Raw genomic sequence first — 20,768 nt, 5'->3', positions numbered from 1 at the left:
GCCGACCCGGTTCACGCGCTTATTCGACGGTGACGGAACCGGCGCGGAAGTCGAGCACATAGGGGATATGGCCGGGCTGCGGAGCCCAGGTCACGCTCTGGCGCATGCCATAGCTTTCATAGGGCTGGTAGAGCACCACGAAGGGCATCTCTTCCTTCACATAGGCCATGATCTCGCCATAGGCCTCTTTGCGGACCGCAATGTCGGTCGAGTAGCGGAACTTGTCCCAGAGCCCGGGATAGGCCTCGTTCGGCGTCCAGGCCATTTCAGTGCCCGAACCCTTGGGCGACCACATGGTGCCGAAAGAGCCGGCGGGATCGGCGAAATACATCGGGTTGGACCAGTTGCGCACCTGCATGTCGGCATCGGGGCCGGTCCATTTGGTGGTCACGTTGATCTCGGCCTTGACGCAGATTTCGGCCCACATTTCCTGGATCGCCTGCGCGGCCAGGAGACCATTGGTGTAATAGACCGGGTCGGTGTCAAAGCGGATGGTCGAGCCGTCATAGCCCGCTTCAGCCAGCAATTCCCTGGCCTTTTCCGGATTGTATTCGAAGGTCTGGCTCTCGGTGTCGTTCAGCTCGCCATATTGCGCATAGCTGTGGGTATTGGGCACCTTGGCCTCGTTGCCCCAGAGCGCCTCGTTGAGGAGATTGCGATCGATACCCATGCTGAGTGCCTGGCGCAGCTTGGGATTGGCCATCGACGGGTTGCGGGTGTTGAAAAAGATGATGTGGAACAGCGGCGTCACATTGCCCACGACCTTAAGCGCGGGATTGCCTGCAATCGTCGCCAGCTGATCGGGCGGCACATTGGTGATGAAATCGACTTCGCCATTGGCAAGCGCAGTGACGCGCGTGGCCAATTCGGGAATGCGGCGGAGGGTCACTTCTTCAAGTGCTGCCTTGTCACCCCAATAGCCGTCAAAGCGCGTCCACACCAAGTTTTCGCCGGGCTGGAAAGACGAAATCGCATAGGGACCGGTGCCGACGGGCTTGAGCATAAAAGCGTCGAAATCGGACGGCTCGATCGCATCGGTATCGCCGGAAAGACCAGCGATATAGGCCTTGGGGACGATGGATGCTTCCGAGGTGTTGAGGAGGATTTCGAACAGCGGCTCGGGCTTCTTGGTGGTGAACTTGATCGTCTCTTCGTCGATCTTTTCGACCGAGGCAAAGTTGTCGAAGAACTGGCGGTGAATGCCGGCATACTCGGGCGTCATGTCCTGAAGAATTCGCTCGAAGGAAAACACCACGTCGTCGGCAGTCATCAGATCGCCGTTCTGAAACTTGACGCCCTCGCGCAAGGTCACCTGAAATTCGGTGGGCGAAAGGCTTTCCCAAGCGGTTGCCAGACCCGGCTTGAACACGGCGCCGGGCTGGGAATAGTCCTTGAGGATCAGCGGATCGAAGGTGTTGTAATAGATCTGGCTGCCATTGTTGCCAAAATCCTTGCCCGGATCGAGCCATGGCGGCAGGTTCTGCACGCCGACGGTGAGGGACTGCGCCGAGGCAGCCGAGATCAGCATGATGCTGAGCGCGAGGGTTGAAAGCAGCGTCTTGATCATCTGTTTGGTCCTTTAGCAGGCAGGCGCAAGGGTTCGGTGTCGGGAGGACATCGAATGAAAGGGGATTTGGGCCGGCGCCGTGGCGCCGGGACTTATTTGAGGCGGATATCGAGCGCGTCGCGCAGCCAGTCACCGATAAGCAGCACCTGGAGCGAGACGAACATGATGGCGATGGCCGGCACGAGGGCGATCCAAGGCGAGGAGGCGAGATAGTCGCGTCCAAGCCCGACCATGGAGCCCAGCGTGGCGGTTGGTGGCTGAACTCCAAGCCCGAGGAAGGAGAGCGAGGATTCCGCCAGGATCAGCGCCGAAAAGGTCATGGTCCACACGACGATGATCGGCGTCACGATATTGGGCAGGATGTGTTTTACGAGGATGCGGTCGTGCTTGGCACCCGCTGCCACTGCAGCTTCCACGAATGGCATGCGCGCTGTTGCCAGAACCTGGGCCCGGACGATGCGGGCATAGACTTCCCACCCGGCCAACCCAATTGTGATGATCAGCACGGGCAGCGAATTGCCGAACACTGCAATGACCACCAGGGCAATGAGGGTAAAGGGAACGGCGAGCTGAATATCCACCACCGCCATGATCAGACCGCCGAACCAGCCGCGGGCATAGCCGGCAACGACACCCAGCGTCACGCCGAGGACGAGGCTAATCAGCGAGCCGATCAGGGCAATCGCCATGGTCAGTTGTAGGCCATAGAGCGTGCGGCTGAGAAGATCGCGGCCGAGCTGGTCGGTGCCCAGAATATTGGTTGTATTGGCACCGGCAAAGCCCATCGGCGGTTTGAGGCGCGCCAAGAGTTTTTGCGCATCAGGATCAAAAGGCGCGATCCAATGGGCCAGCGCCGCCATGATCAAGATCAGCGCAAAGACGCCGAGATTGACGCGAGTGAAGAGATTGGCCCGCGACCAGAGAGTAGCGACAAGGCTCGGTTTGCCTCTGCGGCCAGTGGCCAGGGTCGGGGCGAGAGACGCTGACAACTCGGTCATGATGCGGCAACCTTTACGCGGGGGTCGAGGGCGGCATAGGCGTAGTCGACCACCAGCGATGAGGTGACGACGATCATGGCGATCAGGATCACGCCGAACTGCAGGACCGGATAGTCACGGCCGATGGCGGCAAAGACCACGAGGTCGCCAATGCCCTTGGTGGCAAAGACGCTCTCGACGATGACGACACGCGCCACCATGCCGGCGACCTGCAGGCCGAGGATCGTCACGACCGGAATGGCGGCATTGCGCAAGGCATGTTTGCCCACCACCAGATGCTCGGGCAGACCCTTGGCGCGGGCCGTGCGCAGATAGTCCTGGCCCAGCACATCGAGCATGGCATTGCGGGTGAAGCGGATGATTTCGGCCAGCATCGGCGCCGCCAGCACGATCGCCGGCATCAGGAAGTGGATCGGGCTCATCGAACCAGAACTCGGCAACCAATGGAGGTTGAACGAGAAGACCAGGATCATGATGATGGCGAGGACGAAATTGGGCGTCGCGTAGCCCACAAAGGCCACGCTCATGATCGCCGCGCCCAGAGCATTGCCGCGATTGAGCGCCGCGGCAAGCCCGAGCGGTAGGCCCAGCGCCACCGACAGACCCAGCGCATAGGCAAACAGCATCAGCGTATTGGGCAGGCGCTCGGAATAGATGTCGAGCACTGGCCGCCGCTCGAAGAGGCTGATCCCCATGTCTCCGCTGAAGAGGCCCTGCACATAGTGCCAGAATTGCAGCATCAGCGGCTGGTCGAGCCCCATCTGGGTGATCATCAAAGCCCTGGTATTGGCGTCGATGCCAGGCGGCAGCAGATAGTCCGCCGCATTGCCGGATAGGCGGGTCGCGAAGAAGACGGCGACGATGACGACGCCGAGCGTCGCAATCGCCCCCAGAGTGCGGCGGGCCAGCTGATCAAGCATTTTCAAGCTCGGCGGCAACTTCGGCTTCCGAACCGAACGGGCCCATTGGCGTCAGCCAAGGGCGATCGCCCGAGCGACGGAAAGCCAGCTTGACATGGAACGGGTCATTGCCGTGGACGGTCAGGTCAGCGAGATCGTCATTGATCTCGAGGACGGCAAAGGCATTGGCGGAAGCCGGCGCAGTCGTAAAACGCTCGGACATGGACTGGACAGTCACATGTTGGATGCCGGCAACTGGAGTGACCGTGTTCCAGTGGACATGGCCAGCGAGCCACATGGCGGCATTGCCAGTCGCCTCGACGGCGCGGCGCACGGCGGCGTGGTCGGGATAGGTCGAATACTGGTAATTGTTCTCGAAGTAGAAATTGCCGATCTGGCTGTGGCCCGAGAGCGGCACATGCGTCGCGATGATCGCGGGCTTGCTGTCGGCCTCCAGCGTTTCGACCAGCCAGGGCAGCGCGTCGGTGGTCGGGGCAAAGCCACCCGGCAGGCCGATATTGACGCCGGGCTGCCAGAGGATAAGCCGCGCAGCGCCAAGGTCGAACACCTGGCTCTGCATCGACTGGCCGAAGATGTCTTCATTGTCGGCAATGGAGAGGTTGGTCACGTCATGGTTGCCGACAACATGGTAGCGCGGGCCTTTGAACTGGCTCAGCGTGTTGGCAACTTCGGTGGCTGCGCGAACGTCGGTCGCGTAATCGGTATCCGAGATATGATCGCCAAGATCGAGCAGCAGATCGACGCCTATTGCATTGGCATGCTCGACAAAGGCTTCCATGGTGGCCATGCCATCCCAACCCGTTTCCTTGGTGTGGGATTTCGGACCGTGGTGGATGTCGGTGATTATGGCGATCTTCATGGCGCTGTCCTGAGCAGGTTTGGCAGTGTTGACGCCACCAATAGCCAGCCTCTGTGACAGCCATATGAATATATCTCATTTTTTCTGAACTTGACATTGAGACTATCTCAAATCACCCTTGAGCCATTCAAGGAGTGCTTTGCGTGTCGTTCAATTTCAACGCCCACCAGGGATTTCTCATCGATCTCGACGGCACTTTGGCCTCGGGCAATCACCTGTTACCGGGCGCACGCGAGCTCATCCATGCCACTGCCGATCGGTTCGCTATTGTCTCAAATGACAGCGAACACACGCCCGAACAGCTTGCCCGCAAGTTTAGGGAATGGCGCTTGCCGGTGCCATCCGAGCGGATCGTTCTGGCAGGCGTTGCCGCTTTGAAGGCCGCCGAGGAAAAGCATCCGGGTTCACGCCTGATGTTGCTCGGCTCCCCTGCCCTTCGCCGTATGGCGCGAAATATGGGTTTTGAACTGGCGGAGAGGAATGTCGACACAGTGATCGTCGCGCGTGACCGCCAGTTCAGCTACACAAAACTCGCCATAGCTGCTCGCGCCGTGCGCGACGGCGCCGATGTGCTGGTGGCGGCCCCCGATCTCAGCCATCCCGGCGCCGATGGCTATCCCGTGCCCGAGGCCGGCGCCCTCGCTGCCGCGCTCCTTGCCGTCACCGGCCCCGTGCCGCATCGCGTCATCGGCAAGCCGCAACCCGAACTCTTCCGCCATGCCTGCGCCCGGATCGGCATCGCGCTACAGCATTGCGTCGTCATCGGCGACAATCCGCGCACTGACGGCGCCGGCGCAATTGGACTTGGCGTACCGTTCTGGCAGGTGATGCCGGGAAAACTCCCGGACCTGCTTCGTGAAACCGTCACCCACGTGCTCTAGTAGGCCGAATTTTATGATGAAACGGGCAGACGCATGGCAGAGCCAAAACAGCAAGAGCGCCTGATGAACGTGCTGGACCGCATCTCCGCCATTCGCGCCGACCTCGCCCCAACGGCAGGTCGTATCGCCGATTTCATCACGGCGAACGCTGCAGATGTCGTGCATATGTCTGTGACCGAAGTGGCCGAACGCACCAGTTCGAGCGAAGGCAGCGTCGTCGGCCTTTGCCAGCAACTTGGCGCCCGCGGCTTCCAGCAGATCAAGATCGCCCTGGCGCGCGACCTCGTGCAGCCGGTTCAGTTCATCCACGAAGACCTCAACCCCAGTGATGGCCTCGCCGATGTCGTCTCCAAGATTTTTGGCGGCGGTGTACAGGCCCTGCAAGACACGCGCAACGCCCTCGATCTGGCGCAACTCGAGCGGGCGGTAACCGCTATCCGCGCTGCCAAACGCGTCGAAGTTTTTGGCATCGGCTCAGCTGCCCCTATCGCCGAAGATGCGATGTACCGCCTGCTGCGCATCGGACTTACTGCCAGGGTCAGTGTCGACAGCCACGTTATGGCAATCACCGGCTCACTTTGTGATCCCGAGGTTGCCGTTCTAACTATTTCGCATTCCGGCTCGACCATCGAGACGCTGACGGCAACAAAACTCGCAAAGGAAGCCGGGGCGACCACGATCGCCGTCACAAATTTCGGCAGGTCCCCGCTTCTGACCCACACAGATATCGTGCTGCACACTCTTGCGCGCGAAACCCAGTTCCGCACCGAAGCCATGACCAGTCGCATCGCGCAATTGGCGGTGATCGACACCCTCATCGCCGCCTTGGCACTGGCCGATTATGACCGCGCCGTCGCGACCATCGACAAGACTTTCGACGTTCTCTCGGTCAAACGGGTATAGACTACCCAATGAACAGTAGGCTGCGAGCCCGGCCATCGACCACGAGAAACGCCAGCCAGTCGATGAAGTATTTCTTGGACTAGCCCTGTGCCGCTTAGTTAAAAGCGACAGCAGTTCTCGGCAGAGATCAATGCCTTACAGGAGCGGACTTTGCTCCCTGTCGTTAGGTGTGTTTCAGGGGTGGTAAGCCGACTGGCTGTTACCTGCATCTCAGCGGTTAAGGCCGACAGCGCATTGGCTGCTCATCTGCGACGACATGGCGGTGCCACTTCCCTCAAAGACCCGAAGCCGAGCTCGTCCTAGCCCTGCTCTTCGTCAATGAGCGTTTTCACTCGCCGCGCAAACACCTCCATCTGGAACGGTTTGGTCAAAACATGCATTCCGTGTTCGAGGTGTCCATGATTCAGAACGGCATTTTCTGCATAACCGGTGATAAATAGGACTTTGAGGCCGCGCCTTGCAACGCGAGCTGCATCGGCCAGCTGCCTGCCATTCATGCCGCCAGGAAGCCCGACGTCTGTGACAAGCAGGTCGATTTTCTTGTCAGAGTTCAGCACTTTTAGAGCCGAGGCTCCCTCGCCGGCTTCGATGACATTGTAACCGAGTTCTTCCAACGCTTCGCTGGCGATCATTCGGACGAGTGGTTCGTCGTCGACGAGTATGATGGTCTCCCCGATCGCGGCGCGTGGAGTCTCGCCGGTCTCCTGGGGAGCCTCCTGCGTCTCCGCCTCGCCTGCGTGCCGGGGAAGGTAAATGCATACCATGGTGCCCTGACCCAATTCAGAATAGATGCGGACCGTGCCGCCTGACTGGCCTGCAAAGCCGTAGACCATCGAAAGACCCAGACCGGTGCCCTGACCGATTGGCTTTGTGGTGAAGAAGGGGTCGAAGGCTCGCTTGATCACGTCTTCCGACATACCAGTCCCAGTGTCGCTCACACATAGTGAGACGTATTGGCCCGGCGACATCGCATGCTGTGCGGCGGTGCGCTCGTCCATCCATCGATTGGACGTTTCGAGGGTAAGCTTGCCGCCATCGGGCATGGCATCACGCGCATTGATGCAGAGGTTTAGAAGAGCATTTTCTAGTTGGCCGGCATCGACAAAAGTTGTCCACAAGCCAGTCGCACCAGCGGTTTCGACATGGATTTCCGGACCAACGCTACGGTTGATCAAGTCGAGCATGCCGTTGACCAATGAGTTGATATTGGTTGGCTTTGGATCGAGAGTTTGTCGCCGCGAAAATGCGAGGAGACGCTGGGTTAGGCCCGCAGCTCTCTTAGCTGCCCCAGAAGCGCCGGTCAGGTAGCGGTCGAGATCGCCAATCCTACCTTGAGCCAAACGGATCGACATCATTTCCAGGCTGCCGCCGATCCCGGCAATTATATTGTTGAAGTCGTGGGCCAAGCCACCCGTTAGCTGACCGACAGCTTCCATTTTCTGAGATTGGCGCAGAGCTTCCTGCGCTGTGGAAAGTTCGGCTTCGCGGGCTTTCACTTCGCTCAGGTCACGTCCTACGGCGATGAAATTAATGCCGTCGGGTTCTGGGGCAACAGTCCACTCAATGTGTTTCCAACCGCCATCGCGAGTACTAATGCGATTCTCAAACCGTGCAGGCTGGCCCGTTTGCGCCATACGTCCAATCGCCGCAAGCGTAGGAGGTTCGTCCTCGGGGTGCATGAAGGTTGCATACCCGCGTGTGAGTAGTTCGTTTTCCTTCCAACCCAGCACCCGCGTCCAGGCTGGACTCACCGCCGACATCATCCCGCTGTAGTCCGCCCGAGCCAACATGTCCTCAGAAAGAGTCCATAGCCGGTCTCGTTCAGCCGAACGTGCTTCCACCTGAGCTTCCAGTGTTTCGTTCAGTTGGCGCAGCCGTGCTTCGCTGTCGCGCAGGGCATGCTCGCCGCGAGCGCGGGCGACGGCAATACGCGTACGCTCCGCAAATTCCTTGATGAGGCCAAGGTCACCGGCATTCCAGTTTCGAGCTTCACTGTGATTGACAAAGAAGACCGCAACAAGCGTTCCGTGTTCCAGAACCGGCGCGTTTACAAAAGCACGGGTACTCATGCCCTCCAGGGCGCCGGCGGCATCTGCAGTCCGAGCATCGGTCCGGACATCGCTGATGACGGTGAACTCGCCTCGTTTGAGGCTATCGATGAATGAACCATAGTTTCGCAGGGGCACGATCCCAGCCAGCGTTTCTACCCCTGACGCAGTCCAGTCGCGATCCGTGTGAAGAGTTTCCAAAACAGGGTCGATAGCGGAATATCCTACCCTAGCAACGCCGAGTGTTTGCCCCAGCACTTCGGCGGCGGCGAAAGCGATTTCCTCCGGCTCTTGCAGGTCCCTAATGGCTCGCGTCAGCTCAACCAGTGCATTGCGGCGTATCTCCGCTGTCTTGCGGGCGGTAATCTCAAGTGCTGTACCAGTGACCCTTACGCAGCGTCCCGCCTCATCGAACACGCCGCGTCCCTTCGCTGCGACCCATCGCTCTACGCCATCCTCCCTTCCCAGCGTCCGATACTCAACGTCGTAAAGGGCTCGCTGGGAAGGGTCTGCTGCGGCCATATAAGCGGCAGTCGTCGGTTCACGATCATCGGGATGAAGCCCGTTGTAAAAGTCGGCCATGGTCACGGGCACATCGGCAGAAATACCGAACATGGCCTTGGTGCGCGGAGGCCAAGTCAGTCGGTCAGCGATCACGTCGACATCCCAAAATCCCACATCGGCATTGTCGACGGCCAGCCGCAGTCGCTCCTCGCTCATAGCGAGCGCTACCTGCTCGTCGCGGAGCCGCTGCTCAAGCATGATGCGACCAGTCGTCTCTGGGGTAATGTTGAGGATTGCCGCGACGCTGCCATCTTCATCTCGCAGCGCAGAGAGGGAATAGTTGAACCAGGCGGTCTCCGTGGCTCCACCCTCTAGGCGGGCCATCACGAACGGAGCATCCTCAAAATAGACTGGCTCTCCGTTAGCCCTTACACCATCGAACTGTGGTTGAAGCTCATCCCAGATTTCCGCCCAGACAATCGAGCCAGGCTTTCCCAATGCGACAGGGTGCTTGGCGGCGAGAATTCGTCGGTATGGATCGTTGTAGATGAGGGCGTATGTCGGTCCGGACCAAAGACAGATCGGGAAGGGTGAATCGAACATGGACCGCGCCAGCGTTCGCAGTGCGGGGGACCATCCCTCAGTTGGTCCCAAGGGGGTCGCCGACCAATCAAGAGTTCTTGCGAGTGCCCGCACCTCGCCGGGTCCGGCAAATAGCGTTGTCGCGTCGGATTTGCCTTCCCCACTTGAACTCGACACATTCCCGCTTGCCATGTCCACCCGCGTCACTCTCTTGAATCAAGCTTTGTAGGCAAGCTCGTACCAATTCAAGAAACTACCACGCCTTCCCTAGGTTGCCATGTGTTCGAAGGGTCTGGAGGATTTATGGCGACCCGGAGAGGTCAAGCGGGCTGTTTTCTTGCCTGAGACACTCCAGACCACCCAGAGGGTTGATCGGTTGGCAAATTCATCGACCGTCTCTGCAGTCAACGCCGTCACTCTCCCCACAGGGAATAGAATTCAAGCAGAGCCTCAAAAAACGCAGCTCGTTATGTCAACTTGCACCATAACAAAAAGCCCCGGACGAGCCGGGGCATTGTCACAGAGACATTCGGCACCTGTGATGTCGAATGCCCTCTTCAGGAAAAGACGTGTTCAGCACTCAATGCGCGAGAGCGTCATCAACACACACCGGCCGCTCGCCGTGGAAAATGATCAAAGGCAAAAAAAGTTCGCCTGAATATGCAAAAATCGCCCCGGTGAGTTCGCGATCACCGCCCTTAGACATGGCCAAGGAATGTCACCCTCTCAAGGCCATGGTTCATTTTCTAACGCCGCAGGAACGTCGGGCGTCGGTATCGACCAATAGACGTCCTCGGCCGTTACGGCCGAGCCATCCCAGAATTTTGCTGCAGGATTTAGGTGGAAGGTCAGTGTGTTGTTGTCGTCCGAGATTTCCCAGCTTTCCGCCAGCCGCGGCACGATCCTGGTCTGGTCGGCAATGCCGGTCGTCGGATCGATCTCGTAAGTCACGAGCGTATCGAACATCTCCATCGCCAGCTGCCCGACAAAGGCCGAGGTGTTTTGCGGGTCGAGCGTCGAAGGATACTCGTTGTGCAGATAGATGAGCCGTGGGCCGGCGCCGATCTCATCGGGTGTCAGCGCGGCAGGCGCAAAGGCCGTCTGGGCCATGGCCGTGCTGCCGAGTGCCGACACCATCAGAAACGCCGCAAGGGGCGACAGAAAAAGCGAGTGTTGCATTGCCATCCTTCCATCCTCTGAGGAGCCGAGCCCAGAGGGGTCGGTCTTTCATCGATGGTTGGATCGTCGCGGGAACCGGCGCACGCGACCAGTTCAACTTCGGCGCAATCGCCGATACGTTGGTATCGAAGTTACGACGCTCTGTTCCGCATTCCGTCTGTGACGGCGCAAAAGTTCCATTTTTGCCATTTGACCGACGTCCAAAAGAACGAACGTTCCAATTCGCCACCACGACTGACTATGGACCAAACCGCGAGTCGCTCATTCATCGTTGGACACTTAATGGCGCCGCCACTAGCGGATGGCGGTCGCACTAGTATCACCTTGAATAGCTGTCGGTCGCGCTATAACGTGACATCGGAACTCACCTTACGGATTACCCCGGTTACGGGGTTATCGGCCTTTATGTTTCATCGATACGAATACGACCGCGTACAGCAGCTTTGCGCTGCGCCGCCTGACCAGCCCAGTGTGCCATGCTAGCGCCATTCTTGATTATGCTGCGCGAGGGTATCGAGGCGGCGCTGCTGGTTGGAATCATCGCGACTTATCTGCGTCAGACCGGCCGTCAGGCTTGGATACCCACCGTGTGGGTCGGTATTTTCCTCGCGGTCGCACTTTCATTATTCGCGGGCGCTGTCGTCTTGCTGTTGGGCGGCGAGTTCCCGCAAAAGCAGCAGGAATTGTTCGAAGCCATTATCGGCCTCGTCGCCGTTGGCGTGCTTACCTGGATGGTTTTCTGGATGCGGCGGGCGGCCCGTTCGATCAAGGCCGGACTGCATGAGGATATAGACCGCGCGCTAGACCAAAGCAGCGGCGGCGCCTGGGCGCTGATCGGCATGGCCTTTTTTGCCGTGGCGCGCGAGGGCCTGGAATCGGTCTTCTTCCTGCTCGCCATTTTCCAGCAAAGCCCGGGCACGGCCGCGCCGCTTTCTGCGCTGGCAGGCATCGCGCTGTCGGCTGCAATCGGGTTTGGTATCTACTACGGCGGCGTGCGCATCAACCTGCGCCACTTCTTCCATTGGACCGGGCTGTTCATTCTGGTCGTGGCGGCGGGCCTTTTGAGCAGTGTTCTGCGCAACCTGCACGAGGCCGGCATCTGGAACCTCTTGCAAGACCGGGCCTATGACCTCACCGAAATCCTGCCCTTGTCGAGCCTGACAGGTACTGTGCTTTCCGGCATGTTCGGTTATCACGACGCGCCCGCTGTCGGCGAAGTGCTGATCTGGGCGCTCTATCTCGTCGTTACCCTCACCCTGTTCTTCCGACCCCTGGCCGCCAGAACGTCAAAAGCCGTTCCGGTCGCTGGAAAATAGATCATGGGCTCATCAGAAAAAGACGCTGGCATCGCGACGCCGTCGCGCCTCATCCCGTTTGCGCTGGCCGGTTCGGCCCTATTGGTCGTGGCCGCGGCAGGACTGTTCTACTACGCGAGCCAGACCGCCACGGGGCCGGAACGCGGCGACATCTACAAGGTGAAAGTGGCCGATAGCACCTGCGAGCCGGCTGATTTGACGGTGCCCGCCGGCCGCGCAACCTTTGAAATCAGCAACGCCTCGACCCACCCCATCGAATGGGAGATTCTCGACGGCGTCTATGTGGTTGAGGAACGAGAAAACATCGCGCCGGGCTTTCATTCGCTGCTCACCGCCAAGCTTCTGCCCGGCAGCTACGAGATCACCTGCGGCCTGCTCTCCAATCCGCGCGGTACGCTGACCGTCATTCCCTCCGAACAGTCCGAAGCCGAGCGGGCCCAGCCGCCCATCACCGCCTTTATCGGCCCGCTTTCGGAATACAAGGTGTTTCTGATCGGCCAGTCCACAGCCCTGGTCAACGCCACCGAAAAGCTATCGGAAGCCATCAATGCAGGCGACCTCGACGCTGCACGTGCGGCATGGCACGCCGCGCGCCTGCCCTACAAGCGCATGGAAGCAGTCAGCAACCGCATCGCCGATCTTGAGAACGCCATAGATCCACTGTCGGATTACCTTGAGCAACGGGAGAATGACGCAGGTTTCATCGGCTTTCACCGCATCGAGTATGGTCTTTTCGGGCAGAACTCGATCGTTGGCCTTGCCCCTGTTGCCGACACATTGCTGGCCAATGTCACCGAGTTAAAAACGCGGCTGCGTCAGATCAAACTCCTCCCGCAGGACCTGGCCGACAGTGCCCAGCGCGAAGCGGCCCGCTTGAGCGAGAGCCAGATCGCTTCGGGTGAAAACCGATGGTCTTTCAGCGATCTCGCTGAGATCGAGGCCAATCTCGACGGCATGGAAAAGAGCGTTACCCTCATCCTGCCACTCGCTGGCAATGCCGACCCGGCTATCGCCCAACGAGTTGTCGACGATCTCGCTGCTGCCCGCAGTACTCTGGCTAGTTTCAAGAACGGCGATGCTTACCCCGCGTACGACAGTGTCGACGCTGCCGCGCGCGGTAAAATCGCTGCTGCCTTCCAGGCTCTGGCCGACGCCATTTCTGCGTTGAACCCCGCCATTGGTCTTGGGTGAACCATGGCAAACGACAAGACGAAATCGCCGAGTTCATCGTCCAATTTGAAGCGCCGAAGCTTTCTTGGCGGCATCGGCCTGCTGGCGGGCGCCTGTCCGTTCACGACTCTCGCCCTGGCAGCGCCGGCCGTTTTGCCGGCGGAGGCCAATGGACACGTTACCGATGCGCCCCTGGCCAATGCTACGTCGCCCGATGATCGCGTGCCATTCCAGGGTCTGCATCAGGCCGGGATCGCGACGCCGCGCCCTGCCAACGGTATGGTAGCCAGCTTCGGCGTCATTGCCGACACACCCGATGATCTCGAACACCTGTTCCGCCGCCTCACCGCGCGCATCGGCTTTCTGACAGTTGGCGGGGAGCCGCCGCTAGCGGACCCGCGCCTGCCCCCGTCCGATTCCGGCATTGTCGGCCCAATCGTCCGCCCGAACGGGCTGACGATCACCATTGGTCTCGGCGCATCGCTGTTCGACGACCGGGCATGGCTTATCGATCACAAGCCCATGCGTCTCTCTCGCATGACTCGCTTTCCCAATGATGCGCTCGATGCGGCGCTCTGCCATGGCGATTTGTCGCTGCAGATTTGCGCCAATACGCAAGACACAACGATCCATGCGCTGCGCGACATCATCAAGAGCCTCTCCGACCGGCTGGTCCTCAAATGGAAACAGGAAGGCAATGTGCCGGTGATCACTCCGGGACTGGATCAATCGGTCGAAAGCTCCCGAAATTTCCTCGGTTTCCGTGATGGCTCAGCCAATCCCGATGCTGGCGACGACCATGTCATGGACCAACTGGTCTGGGTTGGCGCTAGGAGCGGCGAGCCGGAATGGGCGGAATGCGGCAGCTATCAGAGCGTCCGCATCGTGCGCAATTTCGTCGAACGCTGGGACCGCACGCCGCTGCGCGAACAGGAACTGATCATGGGCCGCGTGCGCAATAGCGGCGCACCGCTTGATCAACCGGACGCCAGCGAGTTCGACGTGCCCGACTACGCCGCCGATATGGAGGGGTTGTCCACCCCACTCGACTCCCACATCCGTCTCGCCAATCCGCGCACGGCGGAGACCGCCGAAAGCATCATTCTCCGCCGTCCATTCAACTATTCCAATGGCGTCACCAAGGCAGGACAGCTCGATCAGGGCCTCTTGTTCATCTGTTACCAGGCGGACCTCGAAAAGGGCTTCATCGCCGTACAGCGGCGCCTCGATGGCGAGCCCCTGGAGGAATACATCAAGCCCGTCGGCGGCGGCTATTTCTTCGCCCTGCCCGGCATGCGCGGTGACGCAGACTATTTGGGTAGCACGCTGATTGCTGCCCTCCGAAAGGCCCAAACGCAAACGTCCTAATTGCAGGAGACAAACATGAAACTGCAGCACATGCTCGCCATGGCCACGCTTGGCCTGGTCATCTCGGGGCCGGCCTTTGCCCAGTCCGAGCTCGATCTCGTCGAGCCCATCGTCGAATACAAGCTCTACGTCACCGAACGCACGACGCAGCTCATCGAGGGCGTCACGGCATTCGTCGATGCCATCAAGTCGGGTGAGCTGGAAAAAGCCAAGGCGCTCTATCCCGCCGTGCGCGTGCCCTATGAAGAAATCGAGCCCATTGCAGAACTCTTCAGCGATCTCGACGTCTCCATCGACTCGCGCGCCGATGACTATGAGTTGGCCGAGGTGGATCCTGAATTCCCGGGCTTCCATCGCATCGAATATGGCCTGTGGTCACGCAATTCGACGGAGGATCTCGACGAAGTGGCCGACAAGCTGCTCGCCGATGTCACCGAACTGCACAGCCGCATCGAGGCTCTGACTTTCCCACCCGAAAAGGTCGTTGGTGGCGCAGCCGTGCTGATGGAAGAAGTGGCGCTCACCAAGATCTCCGGCGAGGAAAACCGCTACAGCCGCACCGATCTCTGGGACTTCAAGGCCAACTCGGAAGGCGCCTACACCATCGTCAATCTCGTCCGCCCTCTGATCGCGGACACGGAAGTCGACTTCCTCACGGAAGTGGACGCCAATTTCGACAAGGTCTTCACCACCCTTGCCAAATACGAAAAGGGCGATGGCTACGTCTCCTATCTTGAACTGACCGAAGCCGACCGCAACGCCCTCTCGGCAGCGATCAACACCCTCGCCGAAGACCTCTCAACACTACGCGGCAAGCTCGGCCTCGACTAGCAGCATAGGGGCGCGACTGGCCTGCTTGCTCGTAGTCTCAACCGGCAGGTCAGCAGGCGCCCCTTTTTAGCAACTCCGGCAGCCTTTGCGATTTCCTAAAGTAGGACATTCCCTCGAGGCGTGGCAATGTCAGACGGAGTAGATTGCGGGCAGTCGGTTTCAGGCCATTTGACGCCGATTGTGAGAGGCAGCGCGGCTCGGCCGCCTCCGAGATCAGTCTTCGAAAAGGGCCCGCCTGATCTCCTCCCAGCTCTGCTGATCCGGTGCTGCAAGTAGAAAGCCGTCGGTCACGGTCGGGCGATAACCCTCGCCGCTCACCAGCGCAGCATAGCCGCCGGCTTCGGCATGGATCAGCACGCCGGCCGCGTGGTCCCAGGGCATGATGCCGGCATTGAGGCAGAAGCTCATGGCTCCTGTCACCAGCATCCGATATTCCCATGCGGAGCAGCGCCACGTGGTTGTTCGCGAAAAGCGCAAAACGCGCGGGGCTAGTTCGGCCTGCAATTCGGGCGCGAACATGTGGAGCGGCACGAAGCCGTGCATTTCCGAAATCAGCCCTGGCTCGGCTACCGAAAGACGGCTCATCGCGCCGTCGGGAGCGACGTGCCAGGCGCCCTGCCCAGGCCGGGCGACGAGGAAATCGCCCATGACTGGGTAGTGGATGATGCCAGCAATGGTTCTGCCATTGGCGACGATGGCCAGGATCGAACCGAAGGTCGGCACGCCATGGGCAAAGTTCCAGGTGCCGTCGACGGGGTCGATGATCGCCACCAACTCGGCCGCGCCAATGCGGTCGAGGATGGACCGGTCATCGGAAACCGCTTCTTCGCCGACCACCACGCTACCCGGTAGTCGCTGGGCCAAGAGCCGGCTCAGCGCGTGCTCGGCTGCGATATCGGCATCGGTCACCACATCGTCGGGCGCGGTCTTGGCGCGCATGGTGTCCGAGGTGATGGCCTGGAAGCGGGGCAGGATTTCCTGCTCCGCCACCGCCCGCATATCGGCCATCAGGGCCTTGAGCATGTCGTCGCTGATTTCGTTCATGCACGTTTCTCGAGATAGGCCTTGAGGGCGGCTGGCTGGTCGGTCTGGATGGCGCTGATGCCGGCGTCGATGAGGCGACCCCAGATCTTGTCCGGGTCCGTCAGGGCCACCGTGTCGGTCCACTCCCCGCTATTAGCCATGTCGAGCGTGTTCTTCCAGAGCGCCATTCCGGCAGCCTCGAAAGCGGAGCGATTGGCCGCGATGGTGTCGATGTGGTCGAAGCGGATTTCGCTCATGAACGGCTTCAGCTCGGAGAGAACGGACAGGGTCTGGCCGATCCCGCCTTCCGTAAAGCTCGCCATGGCCATGAAGGGCACGCCGCTGATATCCTGCGCCTTCACCCAGGCCACGTGTTCCGGCGTCATCACCGTGGTCTTGAGGTCGACATAGGGGGCCGCATCCATCTCGCGCGCGCAGGCGGCGACTTCGGAGAAGAGGTCGCGATCCTTGAGGTCGAGGTCGGCGAAGATGCGGCCACGGATGATTTCGAGCGCCTGCTTCAGGGTCGGAACGCGCTGGTCGGTGAGCTCGTGGCCTTCCCCGCCATCGTCCGCACGGAGGGCAATGGCCCGCAGTTCGGCCATGGTGAAGGTTTCGGCGTCGCGGTCAACACCGGCCATGCGCAGCAGGGTGTCGTCATGCATCAGGAAGAGTTCGCCATCGAGGCTTTTGCGCACGTCGAGTTCGACGATGTCGACGCCGATGGCGATGGCATGCTCTATCGCCGCAAGGCTGTTCTCGGGCGCGCCATGCCAGGCGCCGCGATGGGCGACCACGGCGCAACGGCGTGCGGGATCGGCGATGTAGTCTTTGTAAGTCATTGTTCTTGCTTTCGTTGGAAGTTAGCGCCGAGCGGCGAGATAGGCTTTTAGGGCGGCCGCTTCGTCGGTTTGGATGGCGGAGACGCCGGCATCGAGCAGCCGACCCCACACAGCGTCGGGGTCACGGAGCGCGGCACTGTCGGTGAGGCCGGCGCATGACACGTCGTTGAGTGTGTTGACCCAGAGGTGGATGCCCGCCGCGGCAAAGCGGTGCCTTTGCGCAGCTAGTTGCTCGATGGAGTCGAAGTAGATTTCGCAGATCAAAGGTTTTAGGCGGGACACCAACTCGGTCTGGAGTTCGGCTTCAGGCACATTGAGACGTGTCTTGGCGATGAAGGGCACGCCGTGGGCCATGATGTTTTCATTGATCCAGGCGAAGTCGTCCTCGTCGCGGAGGGCGCTCCAGAAATCGACCTGCTGATCGACACCCGCGGCCTGAGCGGCGGCGATGACTTCAGGGATCAGGGCCCAGTCCTTGACGTCGAGATGGATGAAGATGCGATCGCGGGTGAGATCGAACACATCGTCGAGGCGAGCAAGTCGCTGATCCGTCAGCTCGTTATCCGCGCCACCATCGCGATTGCGCAGATGCAGGGTAGCGAGCTTGCTGGCATCAAGTTCTTCCACCGCCGCGTCGCGCCCGGTCATGCGCAAGAGGCTGTCGTCGTGGCAGAGAAAGAGCGCGCCATCGGCGCTGCGGCGGACGTCGATCTCGACGACATCATAGCCACCGGCGATGGCGGCCTCGATGGCGAGAAGGCTGTTTTCCGGCGCGTCCCGCCAGATGCCGCGATGGGCAATGATGGCGCAGTCTCGTCCAGGAGCGGACATGAAATCCTTGTAGTTCATGGACGAGCTTTCATCGGGTAAAGGCGCCGGGAACGACGCGGCCGGTCTCGGCGTCGAAGAGGTGCAGGCGCGCGGACGGGAAAGAGAGGGAGAGATTGGCTTCGGTGCCGATATCGGCGCCAAACGGGGTGGCGATGCGGAGCAGATTGCCGCCGAGATCGGCGGCGAGGATGGCGTGGGAGCCGAGGTCTTCGCGGTAGCGGAGGCTCGCCTTGACCGGACCTTCGCCGACGAGAATGTCTTCGGGGCGGATGCCAAGCTGATATGCGCCGAAGACCGGGCATTCGGCCAAAACCTGCCCGTCGGCGAGCCGCAGCACTTTACCGTCACCGGTGACGGGCACGATGTTCATGGGCGGGGCCCCGATGAATTTGGCGACAAAGACCGAGGCGGGGTGGTGATAGATGGCCTTAGGTGTATCGAACTGCTCGATCCGGCCCTTGTTGAGGATGAGGATGCGATCGGCCAGCGTCATGGCCTCGACCTGGTCGTGGGTGACGAAGACGGTGGTCGCGCCGATGCGGCGATGGAGTTCGGCCAGTTCCATGCGCATGTCGTGGCGCAATTGGGCGTCGAGATTGGATAGCGGCTCATCGAAGAGCAGCACGCCGGGTTCGCGCACGATGGCTCGACCGATGGCGACACGCTGGCGCTGGCCGCCTGAGAGTTGCCCCGGCTTTCGCGCTAGGAGGTCGAAGAGCCCGAGCATCTTTGCCACCGCCTCGACGCGCTCCACGCGTTCGGGTTTGGGCATGCCGGCGACCTTGAGGCTATAGGCGATGTTTTCGAAGACGCTCATATGCGGGTAGAGCGCGTAGTTCTGGAACACCATGGCGCAGCCGCGCTGTTTGGGTTCGAGGTCCTGCACCTGTCGCGCGCCAAAACTGATGATGCCGCCGGAGACGCGTTCGAGGCCGGCGATCATCTGCATCAGGGTGGACTTGCCGCAGCCCGAGGGGCCGAGGACGACGGTGAATTCGCCCGCGCGCAGTTCGGCATCGAGCGGGGGAATGACTTGCGTCGTTCCATCGTAGGATTTGCTGACCTTGTCGAGCACGATGGCGGCCGCCGCGGCGCGAATAGCGGTGTCGATGCTTGTGTCGATTGCGTTCATCTTACTTCTCCGAAAGCACGAGCCCGCGCACGAGATAGCGTTGCAGCACGGCGATCATGACGAGGGGGATTATCGAGACGACGACAGCGCCGGCCATAATCAGTGGAAAATCGGGCATCACGCCTTCCATGTCGGGCGCAAGGCGCGCGAGGCCGACAACGGCGGTCTGCATATTGGGCGTGGAACTGGCGACGAGCGGCCAGAGATATTGCGTCCAGCCGCCGAGGAAGGTCAGGACGAACAGCGCAGCAAAGCTCGGGCGCGACAGCGGCAGCAGGATATCGAAGAGAAAGCGGATCGGCCCTGCCCCATCCATGCGCGCGGCCTTTACCAGATCCTTGGGCAGGACGAGGAAAAACTGGCGGAAGAGGAACGTGCCAGTGCCATGCGCAACGAGCGGTGCGATCAGCCCGAAATGGGTGTTGAGCACGCTCCATTCGAGCATGACCGGCGCGCCGAACAGGTTCGCGATGAGGCCATTGAGACCGGTGACATCGAGCAGCGCATTGATCGGCAAGAGGACGTTTGACGCCACCTGATAGGTGGTGATGACGCGGATATCGAGCGGCAGCATGATCGTGGCGAGGATCAGCGCGAAGACTACGCTGCCCCAACGGACGGGAAAGAACACCAGCGCATAGGCCGAAAGGAACGACAGCACGCAGGTGACGATGGCATCGCCCACCGCGACAACCAGCGAATTGGCCATCTGCTGGGGAATGCGCGTCTCGGTGAAGATCCGGAGCACATTGGCGAGGAACTGATCGCCGGGATACCAGACGAGCCCATTGCGCAGCATGAATTCGTGGGACTGGGTGGCGGTGGTCAACGTCAGATAGAGCGGCCCCAGGATGTAGAGCATGCCCAGGAACAGCACTGTGCCGGCGACGAAATTGAGGGAGCGGGCGTTTTCGACCATCTTTAGCGCTCGTAATTGATGCGTCGGCCGAGGAAGGCGAATTGCGCGCCGGTCAGCAGGACGACGAAGACCATGAGAATGGCGGTCTGGGTGGCGGCGCCGGACAGGTCGTAGCCGTTAAAGCCGTCGACATAGATTTTGTAGACGAGCAGGTTGGTCGAGCCGCCCGGCCCGCCCTTGGTCATGGTGTCGACCAGCGCAAAGGCCGAGGTGACGCTTTCGGTGAATTCGAGCACCAGGGTGAGAAACACCTGCGGCATGATCAGCGGCAATTGCACATCGAAGATGCGACGCCAGGCACCCGCTCCATCCATGGCCGCGGCCTGATGCATGGTGCGCGGCAGCGATTGTAGCCCCGCCAGCAGGATGACGAAATTGAACGGAATGCCGCTCCAGACGTGAGCAGCGATGAGCATGATGAAGGCGTCGGTGCCGTCGATGCCCGGCGCCCAAATGCCGGGGAACCACTGATTTAGTGGTGAAAGAATTCCCACAAAGGGATTGAAGATAAAAGCAAAGATCACGCCGATCGACGCCCCGGCGACGCCCTTGGGCCAGACCAGAACGTTGCGGGCCGGCTGGGAAAGCCGCAACTGACGATCGGCCGCCACGGCCAGGATCAGCGGCACCAGCACGGCAAGGCTTGAGCCGATCACCATGAAAATGACGGTGCGCTTGCCTGCTTCCCAGAATTGCGGATCGGAGAGGACGCGGGCGAAATTGGCCCAGCCGACAAAGATCGAGCCGCCGCCAAACGGGCGCTCCAGGAAGAACGACCAATAGAAGGCCTGGAAGATCGGCACGTAGAAGAAAATGACGATCAACAAAGCCAGCGGCGTGACCAGCAGGACTGGCAGCCAGCGATTGGCGAAGAGCGCTTGAGTTTGCGAGGACA

Annotated in this window: 18 protein-coding genes; 6 read left to right on the top strand and 12 right to left on the bottom strand. The window is 60.5% G+C overall.

Annotated elements, in window-relative coordinates; genetic code table 11:
- Positions 1-19: 19 nt before the first annotated feature.
- The 4 genes from ABW043_RS05940 to ABW043_RS05925 all read right to left on the bottom strand — a co-directional run bounded on the left by ABW043_RS05940 (position 20) and on the right by ABW043_RS05925 (position 4,344).
- Complete coding sequence (locus ABW043_RS05940) at positions 20-1,567, bottom strand: ABC transporter substrate-binding protein (RefSeq protein ID WP_353920306.1); 1,548 nt, start codon at positions 1,565-1,567, stop codon at positions 20-22.
- 92 nt (positions 1,568-1,659) lie between these two features.
- Positions 1,660-2,565, bottom strand: a complete 906-nt coding sequence (locus ABW043_RS05935) for an ABC transporter permease (RefSeq protein WP_353920305.1) — start codon at positions 2,563-2,565, stop codon at positions 1,660-1,662.
- Positions 2,562-3,485: an ABC transporter permease gene (locus tag ABW043_RS05930; protein ID WP_353920304.1), complete on the bottom strand. Its 924-nt coding sequence runs from the start codon at positions 3,483-3,485 to the stop codon at positions 2,562-2,564. Before ABW043_RS05930 ends, ABW043_RS05935 begins: the two co-directional genes overlap by 4 nt.
- Positions 3,478-4,344: a metallophosphoesterase family protein gene (locus tag ABW043_RS05925; protein ID WP_353920303.1), complete on the bottom strand. Its 867-nt coding sequence runs from the start codon at positions 4,342-4,344 to the stop codon at positions 3,478-3,480. Before ABW043_RS05925 ends, ABW043_RS05930 begins: the two co-directional genes overlap by 8 nt.
- A gap of 143 nt (positions 4,345-4,487) precedes the next feature.
- On the opposite strand from ABW043_RS05925, the gene ABW043_RS05920 reads away from it, so the two are divergent.
- Both ABW043_RS05920 and ABW043_RS05915 read left to right on the top strand, forming a co-directional pair.
- A complete protein-coding gene (locus ABW043_RS05920) occupies positions 4,488-5,225 on the top strand; it encodes an HAD-IIA family hydrolase (protein ID WP_353920302.1) in 738 nt (245 codons plus the stop codon).
- A gap of 33 nt (positions 5,226-5,258) precedes the next feature.
- Positions 5,259-6,128 carry a MurR/RpiR family transcriptional regulator gene (locus ABW043_RS05915; protein WP_353920301.1) on the top strand — a complete coding sequence of 290 codons (870 nt, stop codon included), beginning with the start codon at positions 5,259-5,261 and terminating at the stop codon, positions 6,126-6,128.
- Between the two features lie 299 nt (positions 6,129-6,427).
- On the opposite strand, the gene ABW043_RS05910 is transcribed toward ABW043_RS05915, so the two are convergent.
- Both ABW043_RS05910 and ABW043_RS05905 read right to left on the bottom strand, forming a co-directional pair.
- Entirely contained in the window at positions 6,428-9,283 is a 2,856-nt protein-coding gene (locus ABW043_RS05910) for a PAS domain-containing protein (RefSeq protein WP_353920300.1), read from the bottom strand.
- 705 nt (positions 9,284-9,988) lie between these two features.
- Positions 9,989-10,441, bottom strand: a complete 453-nt coding sequence (locus tag ABW043_RS05905; RefSeq protein WP_353920299.1) for an ABC transporter substrate-binding protein — start codon at positions 10,439-10,441, stop codon at positions 9,989-9,991.
- Positions 10,442-10,917: 476 nt separating this feature from the next.
- Here ABW043_RS05905 and efeU point away from each other — a divergent pair, with 476 nt between their 5' ends.
- The 4 genes from efeU to efeO (ABW043_RS05885) are packed head-to-tail and all read left to right on the top strand — an operon-like array spanning position 10,918 to position 15,126.
- Positions 10,918-11,757 carry an iron uptake transporter permease EfeU gene (gene efeU, locus ABW043_RS05900; RefSeq protein WP_353920298.1) on the top strand — a complete coding sequence of 280 codons (840 nt, stop codon included), beginning with the start codon at positions 10,918-10,920 and terminating at the stop codon, positions 11,755-11,757.
- A 3-nt stretch (positions 11,758-11,760) separates the two neighbouring features.
- Entirely contained in the window at positions 11,761-12,948 is a 1,188-nt protein-coding gene (efeO, locus tag ABW043_RS05895; RefSeq protein ID WP_353920297.1) for an iron uptake system protein EfeO, read from the top strand.
- Positions 12,949-12,951: 3 nt separating this feature from the next.
- Entirely contained in the window at positions 12,952-14,295 is a 1,344-nt protein-coding gene (efeB, locus tag ABW043_RS05890; protein ID WP_353920296.1) for an iron uptake transporter deferrochelatase/peroxidase subunit, read from the top strand.
- A gap of 15 nt (positions 14,296-14,310) precedes the next feature.
- Positions 14,311-15,126 (top strand): iron uptake system protein EfeO, encoded by an 816-nt coding sequence (efeO, locus tag ABW043_RS05885; protein WP_353920295.1) that lies wholly within the window; start codon positions 14,311-14,313, stop codon positions 15,124-15,126.
- 213 nt (positions 15,127-15,339) lie between these two features.
- On the opposite strand, the gene ABW043_RS05880 is transcribed toward efeO (ABW043_RS05885), so the two are convergent.
- The 6 genes from ABW043_RS05880 to ABW043_RS05855 all read right to left on the bottom strand — a co-directional run.
- Positions 15,340-16,170 (bottom strand): inositol monophosphatase family protein, encoded by an 831-nt coding sequence (locus ABW043_RS05880; protein WP_353920294.1) that lies wholly within the window; start codon positions 16,168-16,170, stop codon positions 15,340-15,342.
- Positions 16,167-16,991: a glycerophosphodiester phosphodiesterase family protein gene (locus tag ABW043_RS05875; RefSeq protein ID WP_353920293.1), complete on the bottom strand. Its 825-nt coding sequence runs from the start codon at positions 16,989-16,991 to the stop codon at positions 16,167-16,169. Before ABW043_RS05875 ends, ABW043_RS05880 begins: the two co-directional genes overlap by 4 nt.
- A 21-nt stretch (positions 16,992-17,012) precedes the next feature.
- Complete coding sequence (locus ABW043_RS05870) at positions 17,013-17,840, bottom strand: glycerophosphodiester phosphodiesterase family protein (RefSeq protein WP_353920292.1); 828 nt, start codon at positions 17,838-17,840, stop codon at positions 17,013-17,015.
- A 10-nt stretch (positions 17,841-17,850) separates the two neighbouring features.
- Positions 17,851-18,954, bottom strand: a complete 1,104-nt coding sequence (locus ABW043_RS05865; protein ID WP_353920291.1) for an ABC transporter ATP-binding protein — start codon at positions 18,952-18,954, stop codon at positions 17,851-17,853.
- Position 18,955: 1 nt separating this feature from the next.
- Positions 18,956-19,873: a carbohydrate ABC transporter permease gene (locus ABW043_RS05860; RefSeq protein WP_353920290.1), complete on the bottom strand. Its 918-nt coding sequence runs from the start codon at positions 19,871-19,873 to the stop codon at positions 18,956-18,958.
- A 2-nt stretch (positions 19,874-19,875) separates the two neighbouring features.
- On the bottom strand, positions 19,876-20,768 hold an 893-nt coding region (locus tag ABW043_RS05855), incomplete at its 5' end, for a carbohydrate ABC transporter permease (protein ID WP_353920289.1).

Origin of the sequence: Devosia sp., assembly GCF_040509215.1 — a bacterium.
Taxonomy (GTDB): domain Bacteria; phylum Pseudomonadota; class Alphaproteobacteria; order Rhizobiales; family Devosiaceae; genus Devosia.
This window is presented reverse-complemented; position numbering and strand designations above follow the sequence as displayed.